The organism is Kineococcus terrestris (genome assembly GCF_041020755.1).
GTDB lineage: Bacteria > Actinomycetota > Actinomycetes > Actinomycetales > Kineococcaceae > Kineococcus > Kineococcus terrestris.
In genome coordinates this window covers 1-8,022 of sequence record NZ_JBEUEI010000063.1, presented here as the reverse complement: position 1 = coordinate 8,022, position 8,022 = coordinate 1, and the positions used below count along the sequence as shown (strand labels likewise).

2 protein-coding genes are annotated in these 8,022 nt (G+C 70.5%); both read left to right on the top strand.

Annotation, left to right across the window (positions count from 1 at the left end):
* The first annotated feature begins 441 nt into the window (after positions 1-441).
* Positions 442-3,924, top strand: a complete 3,483-nt coding sequence (gene rpoB, locus AB8M62_RS19900; RefSeq protein ID WP_369055808.1) for a DNA-directed RNA polymerase subunit beta — start codon at positions 442-444, stop codon at positions 3,922-3,924.
* Positions 3,925-4,029: 105 nt separating this feature from the next.
* The gene (locus tag AB8M62_RS19895) at positions 4,030-7,911 is read left to right on the top strand and encodes a DNA-directed RNA polymerase subunit beta' (RefSeq protein ID WP_369055807.1); all 3,882 of its coding nucleotides are present in this window, start codon (positions 4,030-4,032) and stop codon (positions 7,909-7,911) included.
* Positions 7,912-8,022: the final 111 nt, after the last annotated feature.

Here is an 8,022-nt window from a genome sequence, read left to right as displayed (position 1 = left end):
CCCCCGCCCCCCCCCCCCCGCGGCCCGCCGCCCCCCCCGCGGGCGGGGGGGCCGGCCCGCCGCCCCCCCCCCCCCCCCCCCCGCGTCCGGGCCCGGGCGGGGGAGCGGGGCTCGTGGGCGCTCGTGAGGGCCTGGTGAGGGACCCGGGAGGGCCGCGCGGGCGACACGCCGTCCCCAGGAGGGCCGGACCGCCTTGACGCCGGGTCCGCTCGGGGCCATCCTCGTGGCGGGTCGGGACGACACCCGCTCCGCGCCGACAGCGAGGTCGGTGGCCGAGCCGGTGCCGCGCGAGCGCCCCTGAAGAGGGGGTGGACAGCCGCGCCTGCCGAAGGTACCCTGCTGTTTTGCGCTGCCCTGAGTCATATAGCCGGTCGTCGCCGTGGGACGACCGAGTGGGGCGGGTGGCGCGTCACGTTCGCAGGCCCGTGGAAGGACCCCTCTTTGGCCGCCTCGCGCACAGCGTCCGCACCCAGCACCTCTGCGCTGACCGTCTCCGGTCGGTACTCCTTCGGCAAGATCCACGAACCCCTTGAGGTCCCCGACCTCCTGGCGCTGCAGACCGACAGCTTCGACTGGCTGCTCGGCAACAAGCGCTGGCAGGACCGGGTGACGGCCTCCCAGGAGGGTGGACTCGCCGTCCCCACCACCTCCGGTCTGGAGGAGATCTTCGAGGAGATCTCCCCGATCGAGGACTTCTCCGGCTCCATGTCGCTGTCCTTCCGCGACCACCGCTTCGAGCCGGCCAAGTACTCCCTGGACGACTGCAAGGAGCGCGACCTCACCTACGCGGCGCCGCTCTTCGTCACCGCGGAGTTCATCAACGGCAACACCGGTGAGATCAAGAGCCAGACGGTCTTCATGGGCGACTTCCCGCTCATGACCGACCGCGGCACCTTCGTCATCAACGGGACCGAGCGCGTCGTCGTCTCGCAGCTGGTCCGCTCGCCGGGCATCTACTTCGAGCGCGTGCCGGACAAGACGTCCGACCGCGACACGTGGACCGCCAAGATCATCCCGTCGCGCGGCGCGTGGCTGGAGTTCGAGATCGACAAGCGCGACGCCGTCGGCGTGCGCATCGACCGCAAGCGCAAGCAGTCCGTGACGGTGCTGCTCAAGGCCCTGGGCTGGAGCGAGGCGCAGATCCGCGAGGAGTTCGCCGACTACGAGTCGATGATCTCCACGCTGGAGAAGGACCACACCACCGGTGTCGAGGACGCCCTCCTGGACATCTACCGCAAGCTGCGCCCGGGCGAGCCGCCGACGCAGGAGGCCGCGCGCAACCTGCTCGACAACCTCTACTTCAACCCCAAGCGCTACGACCTGGCGAAGGTCGGCCGCTACAAGGTGAACAAGAAGCTGGGGCAGGAGGAGCCGCTGGCCAACAGCGTCCTCTCGGTCGACGACATCGTGCGCACCATCAAGTTCCTGGTGAAGCTGCACGCGGGCGAGACGACGATGCAGGGCGTCAAGGGCGGCGAGCCCGTCGACGTGCGCGTCGAGGTCGACGACATCGACCACTTCGGCAACCGCCGCCTGCGCAGCGTCGGCGAGCTCATCCAGAACCAGGTCCGCACGGGCCTGTCCCGGATGGAGCGCGTCGTGCGCGAGCGCATGACGACGCAGGACGTCGAGGCCATCACGCCGCAGACGCTCATCAACATCCGTCCCGTCGTGGCCTCCATCAAGGAGTTCTTCGGGACGAGCCAGCTGTCGCAGTTCATGGACCAGACCAACCCGCTGGCGGGCCTGACCCACAAGCGCCGCCTGTCGGCGCTGGGCCCCGGCGGTCTGTCCCGCGAGCGCGCCGGCATGGAGGTCCGCGACGTCCACCCGTCGCACTACGGCCGCATGTGCCCGATCGAGACGCCCGAGGGCCCGAACATCGGCCTCATCGGCTCGCTGTCCAGCTACGGGCGCATCAACCCGTTCGGGTTCATCGAGACCCCGTACCGCAAGGTCGTCGAGGGCCGCGTCACGGACGAGGTCGACTACCTCACCGCGGACGAGGAGGACGGCTTCGTCATCGCCCAGGCCAACGCCCCGCTGGACGCGGAGGGCTCCTTCGCGGAGGCCCGCGTGCTGGTGCGCGCCAAGGGCGGCGAGACCGAGTTCGTCCCGCGCGACGAGGTCGACTACATGGACGTCGCCGCGCGCCAGATGGTGTCGGTCGCGACCGCGATGATCCCCTTCCTCGAGCACGACGACGCCAACCGCGCGCTCATGGGCTCGAACATGCAGCGCCAGGCGGTGCCGCTGGTCCGCACCGAGGCGCCGCTGGTCGGCACCGGCATGGAGTTCCGCGCCGCGGTCGACGCCGGCGACGTGGTGGTGGCCGAGAAGGCCGGTGTCGCCACCGAGGTCTCCGCCGACCTGGTGACGGTCAGCAACGACGACGGGACGACCTCGACCTACCGGGTCGCGAAGTTCCGCCGCTCCAACCACGGCACCGCGTACAACCAGCGCGTGCTCGCCGAGGAGGGCCAGCGCGTCGAGGTCGGCACGGTGCTGGCCGACGGCCCGTCCACCGACGGCGGCGAGATGGCGCTGGGGCGCAACCTGCTCGTGGCGTTCATGCCGTGGGAGGGCCACAACTACGAGGACGCGATCATCCTGTCGCAGCGCCTCGTGCAGGACGACGTCCTGTCCTCGATCCACATCGAGGAGCACGAGGTCGACGCCCGCGACACCAAGCTGGGCCCGGAGGAGATCACCCGCGACATCCCCAACGTCGCCGAGGACGTCCTCGCCGACCTGGACGAGCGCGGCATCATCCGCATCGGCGCCGAGGTCCGCGACGGCGACCTGCTCGTCGGCAAGGTGACCCCCAAGGGCGAGACCGAGCTCACGCCCGAGGAGCGCCTGCTGCGCGCCATCTTCGGCGAGAAGGCCCGCGAGGTCCGCGACACGTCGCTGAAGGTCCCCCACGGCGAGACCGGCACCGTCATCGGCGTCAAGGTCTTCGACCGCGAGGAGGGCGACGAGCTGCCCCCGGGCGTGAACCAGCTGGTCCGCGTCTACGTCGCGAACAAGCGCAAGATCACCGACGGTGACAAGCTCGCCGGCCGCCACGGCAACAAGGGCGTCATCTCCAAGATCCTGCCCGTGGAGGACATGCCGTTCCTCGAGGACGGCACGCCGGTCGACGTCATCCTCAACCCGCTCGGCGTGCCGAGCCGGATGAACGTCGGTCAGGTCCTGGAGCTGCACCTGGGCTGGATCGCCAGCCGCGGGTGGGAGGTCGAGGGCCAGCCGGAGTGGGCCGAGCTCCTCCCCGAGGAGATCCGCTCGGCGCCGGCCGGCTCGCGCGTCGCCAGCCCCGTCTTCGACGGTGCCCGCGAGCACGAGATCACCGGTCTGCTCGAGTCGACCCGCCCCACGCGCGACGGCGACCGCCTCGTGCAGGGCGACGGCAAGGCGCGGCTGTTCGACGGCCGCTCCGGCGAGCCGTTCCCGGACCCGGTGTCGGTCGGCTACATGTACATCCTGAAGCTGCACCACCTGGTCGACGACAAGATCCACGCGCGCTCGACCGGCCCGTACTCGATGATCACGCAGCAGCCGCTGGGCGGGAAGGCGCAGTTCGGCGGCCAGCGCTTCGGCGAGATGGAGGTCTGGGCCCTGGAGGCCTACGGCGCCGCCTACGCCCTGCAGGAGCTGCTGACCATCAAGTCGGACGACGTGCTGGGCCGCGTGAAGGTCTACGAGGCCATCGTCAAGGGCGAGAACATCCCCGAGCCGGGCATCCCCGAGAGCTTCAAGGTGCTCATCAAGGAGATGCAGTCCCTGTGCCTGAACGTCGAGGTGCTCTCCTCCGACGGCATGGCCATCGAGATGCGCGACAGCGACGAGGACGTCTTCCGGGCGGCCGAGGAGCTGGGCATCGACCTGGCTCGGCGCGAGCCGAGCAGCGTCGAAGAGGTCTGACGGGTGCGGGCCGGGGGAGCACCCCCGGCCCGCCACCGCCGGCCACCGGGACCGCGAGGTCCTCTGACCAGTCAGACCTCAGGACACGACAGAAAGAAGATCACGTTGCTCGACGTCAACTTCTTCGACGAGCTGCGCATCGGGCTGGCCACCGCGGAGGACATCCGCACGTGGTCGCACGGTGAGGTCAAGAAGCCGGAGACCATCAACTACCGCACCCTGAAGCCGGAGAAGGACGGGCTCTTCTGCGAGAAGATCTTCGGTCCCACCCGGGACTGGGAGTGCTACTGCGGCAAGTACAAGCGCGTCCGCTTCAAGGGCATCATCTGCGAGCGCTGCGGGGTCGAGGTCACGCGGGCCAAGGTCCGCCGTGAGCGCATGGGCCACATCGAGCTGGCCGCCCCCGTCACGCACATCTGGTACTTCAAGGGCGTCCCGAGCCGCCTGGGCTACCTGCTGGACCTGGCGCCCAAGGACCTCGAGAAGGTCATCTACTTCGCGGCCTACATGATCACGTGGGTGGACGACGAGGGCCGTCAGCGCGACATGTCCTCGCTCGAGGCCCAGATCGAGGTCGAGAAGCGCGAGATCGAGAACCGCCGCGACTCCGACGTGGAGACCCGCGCCAAGACGCTCGAGGCCGACCTGGCCGAGCTGGAGGCCGAGGGCGCCAAGTCGGACGTGCGCCGCAAGGTGCGCGAGTCGGCCGAGCGCGAGATGGCGCAGATCCGCCGTCGCGCCGACGCCGAGATCGACCGCCTGACCAACGTGTGGGACCGCTTCCGCAACCTCAAGGTCCAGGACCTCGAGGGCGACGAGGTGCTCTACCGCGCCATGCGCGAGCGCTTCGGCCTGTACTTCGAGGGCGGCATGGGCGCGGCGGCGCTGCAGAAGCGCCTGCAGAGCTTCGACCTGGAGGCCGAGGCCGAGCACCTGCGCGAGGTCATCGCCACCGGCAAGGGCCAGCGCAAGACCCGTGCCCTGAAGCGGCTGAAGGTCGTCTCCGCGTTCCTCACCACGCGCAACTCGCCCGAGGGCATGGTGCTGGACTGCGTGCCGGTCATCCCGCCGGACCTGCGCCCGATGGTGCAGCTGGACGGCGGCCGCTTCGCGACCTCCGACCTGAACGACCTGTACCGCCGGGTCATCAACCGCAACAACCGGCTCAAGCGCCTGCTCGACCTCGGTGCGCCCGAGATCATCGTGAACAACGAGAAGCGCATGCTGCAGGAGGCCGTCGACGCGCTGTTCGACAACGGCCGCCGCGGCCGGCCGGTGACGGGCCCGGGCAACCGCCCGCTGAAGTCGCTGTCCGACATGCTCAAGGGCAAGCAGGGCCGGTTCCGCCAGAACCTGCTCGGCAAGCGCGTGGACTACTCGGGCCGCTCGGTCATCGTCGTCGGCCCGCAGCTGAAGCTGCACCAGTGCGGCCTGCCCAAGCAGATGGCGCTGGAGCTGTTCAAGCCCTTCGTCATGAAGCGGCTGGTGGACCTGTCGCACGCGCAGAACATCAAGTCGGCCAAGCGCATGGTCGAGCGCGCCCGCCCGGTGGTCTGGGACGTCCTGTCCGAGGTCATCACCGAGCACCCGGTGCTGCTCAACCGCGCGCCCACGCTGCACCGCCTGGGCATCCAGGCCTTCGAGCCGCAGCTGGTCGAGGGCAAGGCCATCCAGATCCACCCGCTCGTCTGCACCGCGTTCAACGCGGACTTCGACGGCGACCAGATGGCCGTGCACGTGCCCCTGAGCGCGGAGGCGCAGGCCGAGGCCCGCATCCTCATGCTCTCGTCCAACAACATCCTCAAGCCGGCGGACGGCCGCCCGGTGACCATGCCCACCCAGGACATGATCATCGGCATCTACCACCTGACCGCCGACCGCGAGGACGTGGCGGGCGCGGGCCGCGTGTTCTCCTCGCTCGCCGAGGCGATCATGGCCTTCGACGCCAAGGAGCTCGACCTCAACGCCACGGTGCGCATCCGCCTGTCGGGCGTCGTGCCGCAGCCGGAGTGGGAGCTGCCCGAGGACTGGGCGCCCGGTGACGACCTGCTGGTCGAGACCACCCTGGGCCGCGCGCTGTTCAACGAGGCCCTGCCCGTGGACTACCGCTACGTCAACGTGGCGGTGGACAAGAAGGGCCTGTCGGCGATCGTCAACGACCTCGCCGAGCGCTACCCCAAGGTGCAGGTCGCGGCGACCCTGGACGCCCTGAAGGAGGCCGGCTTCCACTGGGCCACCCGCTCGGGCACCACGGTCTCCATCGCCGACGTCGTCGACCCGCCGAACAAGCAGGCGATCCTGGAGACGTTCGAGGCCAAGGCCGAGAAGGTCCAGCAGCAGTACGAGCGCGGTCTGATCACCGACGACGAGCGCCGTCAGGAGCTCATCGAGATCTGGACCCAGGCCACCAACGAGGTCGCCCGCGACCTCGAGCAGGCCATGCCCGCGCACAACACCATCGCCCGCATGGTCACCTCGGGCGCGCGCGGCAACTGGATGCAGATGCGTCAGCTGGCCGGCATGCGCGGCCTGATGGCCAACCCGAAGGGCGAGATCATCCCGCGCCCGGTCAAGGCCTCGTTCCGCGAGGGCCTGACGGTGCTGGAGTTCTTCATCACCACGCACGGCGCCCGCAAGGGCCTGGCGGACACCGCGCTGCGGACGGCCGACTCCGGCTACCTCACGCGCCGCCTGGTCGACGTCTCCCAGGACGTCATCGTCCGCGAGGACGACTGCGGCACGGTGCGCGGCCTGGAGATGCCCATCGCGGAGCGCGCCTCCGACGGCTCGCTGCGCCGCCACGACGACGTCGAGAGCTCGGTCTACGCCCGGGTCCTCGCCTCGGACGTCGTGGTGGACGGCGAGGTGGCCCTGGCCGCCGGCGCCGACCTCGGCGACGTCGTCATCGACGACCTCGTCGGGCGCGGTGTCGAGTCGGTCAAGGTCCGCTCGGTCCTGACCTGCGAGTCCCGCGTGGGCACCTGCGCCCTGTGCTACGGCCGCTCGCTGGCCTCCGGCAAGCTCGTCGACATCGGCGAGGCCGTCGGCATCGTCGCGGCGCAGTCCATCGGCGAGCCCGGCACGCAGCTGACGATGCGCACCTTCCACACCGGTGGTGCCGCGTCCGAGGCCGGTGACATCACGCACGGCCTGCCGCGCGTGGTGGAGCTCTTCGAGGCCCGCACCCCCAAGGGGAACGCGCCGATCTCGGAGGTCGCCGGCCGGATCTCGCTGGAGGACACGGACAAGGGCCGCTCCATCGTCGTCACCCCCGACGACGGCTCGGAGGAGGTCAAGTACGCGGTCTCCAAGCGCCAGCGGCTGCTGGTGGAGGACGGCGCGCACGTCGAGGTCGGGCAGAAGCTCGTCCAGGGCGCCGTCGACCCCAAGCAGGTGCTGCGCATCCTCGGCCCGCGCCGGGTGCAGATGCACCTGGTCGACGAGGTGCAGGAGGTCTACCGCTCCCAGGGCGTGCAGATCCACGACAAGCACATCGAGGTCATCGTCCGCCAGATGCTCAAGCGGGTGACGATCATCGAGCAGAACGGGTCCGAGCTGCTGCCCGGCGAGCTCGTCGAGCGCGCGCGCTTCGAGGAGGAGAACCGCCGGGTGATGGCGGAGGGCGGGCAGCCGGCCTCCGGCCGCCCGGAGCTGATGGGCATCACGAAGGCGTCGCTCGCGACGGACTCGTGGCTGTCCGCGGCCTCCTTCCAGGAGACGACGCGCGTGCTGACGAACGCCGCCATGGAGGGCAAGAGCGACCCGCTGCTCGGCCTGAAGGAGAACGTCATCATCGGCAAGCTCATCCCGGCCGGCACGGGGCTGCCCCGCTACCGCAACATCCGGGTGGAGCCGACCGAGGAGGCCAAGGCGCAGATGTACTCGGTGCCCGGCTACGACGACGTCGACTACGCGCAGTTCGGCGTGGGCTCCGGCCAGGCCGTCCCGCTGGAGGAGTTCGACTACGGCAGCAGCGACTACCGCTGAGGCCCCCGCCCCGTCCCCCGGCCCGCCGCGCGCGGGCCGGGACGGGGCCCCCGGGGGGGGGGGGGGGGGGCCCCCCCCCCCCCCCCGGCCGCGCCCCCCCGCCGCGCGGCG